Annotated in this window: 3 protein-coding genes; 2 read left to right on the top strand and 1 reads right to left on the bottom strand. The window is 43.1% G+C overall.

Features of this window, described 5'->3' with window-relative positions; all coding sequences use genetic code 11:
* On the top strand, positions 1-537 hold a 537-nt coding region (locus A3735_RS20425; protein WP_197485955.1), incomplete at its 5' end, for a cell envelope integrity protein TolA.
* A 48-nt stretch (positions 538-585) separates the two neighbouring features.
* The gene (gene tolB / locus A3735_RS20420; protein ID WP_068511018.1) at positions 586-1,887 is read left to right on the top strand and encodes a Tol-Pal system beta propeller repeat protein TolB; all 1,302 of its coding nucleotides are present in this window, start codon (positions 586-588) and stop codon (positions 1,885-1,887) included.
* A gap of 8 nt (positions 1,888-1,895) precedes the next feature.
* Here tolB and A3735_RS32020 read toward each other — a convergent pair.
* A partial coding sequence (locus A3735_RS32020; RefSeq protein WP_231882589.1) for a hypothetical protein occupies positions 1,896-2,139 on the bottom strand: 244 nt, incomplete at its 5' end.

The following is a 2,139-nucleotide window of genomic DNA, read 5'->3' as shown; positions in this document are numbered from 1 at the left end:
AAAAAGGCTCTAGAGAAGAAAAAAGCTCTAGAGAAGAAAAAGGCTCTGGAGAAGAAAAAGGCACTGGAAAAGAAAAAAGCACTGGAACTTGAAGAAGCCCTAAAAATCAAAGAGCGTGAATTGGCTCGACAAGCTCAAGAGAAAGTCTTACTGGAAAAGATGCGTAAGCTTGAAGAGGATCGACTTTTAGAAGCAAAAGCTGCTGAAGAAAAGGCGCGCCAAGCTGAGCTCGAAGCCGCGCATGCCTTTGAAGTGAGTGAGGTCGAGCGTTTTATGGCTGCAATTAAACGTAAGGTGCAAACCAGATGGCGTATTCCTCCCAAATCAACCGGTTTAAGCGTCACCTTAACAATAGAGCTTTTACCAAGCGGTGAGTTAAAAGCGGTTGGGATTAAAAGTACTAGCGGAAACCCGGTCTATGATCGCTCAGCAGAGCATGCTGCTAGCAGCATTAGTACCTATCCTGTTCCTGATGATGTAAATATATTTGATCGGCACTTTCGTAAGTTCTCGATGCGATTTTCACCTGTTGATTAGTGAACGTTTTTTAGATAAATGTTCTTGTGACGAAATTCTGAGGTTTGAATGAAGAAGTTTCTAATACTGATATTAACTGCATTTGTATCGGCAGCAGTAAATGCCGAGCTTGTAATCGAAATAGAGGTGGGCTCGGCAAGTGCTCAGCCTATTGCGATCGTTCCGTTTGCAAATAAAAATGCATCGCCATTGCCTGAGGATGTATCCAAAATTATTGCAAACAATCTTCAACGAAGTGGTGATTTTGATACCTTGCCGACCTCGCGTATGCTCGGCTTACCTGAACGCTTCGACCAGGTGCACTTCAGAGACTGGCGTAGGCTAGGGCAGAGTTATATTGTTGTTGGGAGTGTCACGCATCAAAATGGTTCTAAGCAGGTAATAGTAGACTATGAACTTGTTGATATCTTTACTCAAAAATCTCTCATTAGCGAGCGAGTAAAAGCAAGCCCTACAAGCCTTAGAAAAACAGCGCATTATATTAGTGACCGTGTGTATCAGCAGATTACGGGTGTCCAAGGCGTGTTTTCTACCAAGATCGCATATATAACCGTTAAAGAGTTAACCAACAAGCAGCGTCAGTACCGCCTAAATGTTGCAGATGCTGATGGGAAAGGGGCTTATACACTGTTTACTAGTCGCGAGCCTATGTTGTCTCCTTCATGGTCTAATGATGGGCAGCACCTGACTTACGTGTCTTATGACTCTGGTCGCCCAGCAATTTACATTCAGCATGTGATTTCAGGAAATCAAAGAAAGGTGACCTCGTTTAAAGGCTTGAATGACTCGCCTATGTGGTCGCCAGATGATTCCTCTCTGGTAATGACCTTGTCGAAAGATGGCAACGCCGAGTTATATAGTTATGACTTGGCTCGTGATCGCACTGAGCGATTAACATTCGACTCAGGTATTGATACCGAGGCAAGCTGGTCACAGGACGGTAAAAGTGTCGTATTTACAAGTGACAGGGGCGGGAGCCCACAGGTTTATCGTATGTCTCTGAGAGATCGTATTCCGGAGCGCTTGAGCTTTGTTGGGAAGTATAATACCAGGCCTCGCTACAGCCGCGACGGTAATAGTATTTTTTACGTCCACAAAAGTACCGAGCCGGGTGATCAAGGTTTTCATATTGCAGAAATAGATATCGAGACGGGGGATCAAAGAATTCTCACCTCAACATCGCTGGATGAGTCGCCAAGTGTTTCACCAAATGGGCGTATGATTATATATTCGACCTTGCGCGGTGGTAGCAAAGTTTTAGCGGTGGTATCGGTTGATGGTGGTGCGAAATATTTTTTACCATCTAATAAGGGCGATGTGCTGGAGCCTGCCTGGTCACCTTTTTTGTAGATTATTAATTATTGGATATAAACCGGTAAAAATAAAAGCTTTTCGCTAAAACCCGCTTGTGTTTTATAGTGCATCCGGTAAGCTTTGTATGATAATAAGTCAAATGATTTTAGTGTGAAAAGCGTACGATTTGACAAAGAATACTTGAATCCCCACCAAAAAAATGAAGGTAAGATGATGAAATTAAATTCGATCAAGCTGTTCCTGGCGCTTATTTTTTCGATTTTAGTACTAACTGGTTGTGAAAGCTTA

The organism is Oleiphilus sp. HI0061, from assembly GCF_001635675.1.
The sequence above is the reverse complement of the archived record's forward strand: the minus strand, read 5'-3'. Positions and strand labels throughout refer to the sequence as shown.

Bases quoted from the DNA above. Each gene is read 5' to 3' on its own strand.
- tolB (WP_068511018.1), top strand. From the start codon at position 586: ATGAAGAAGTTTCTAATACTGATATTAACTGCATTTGTATCGGCAGCA.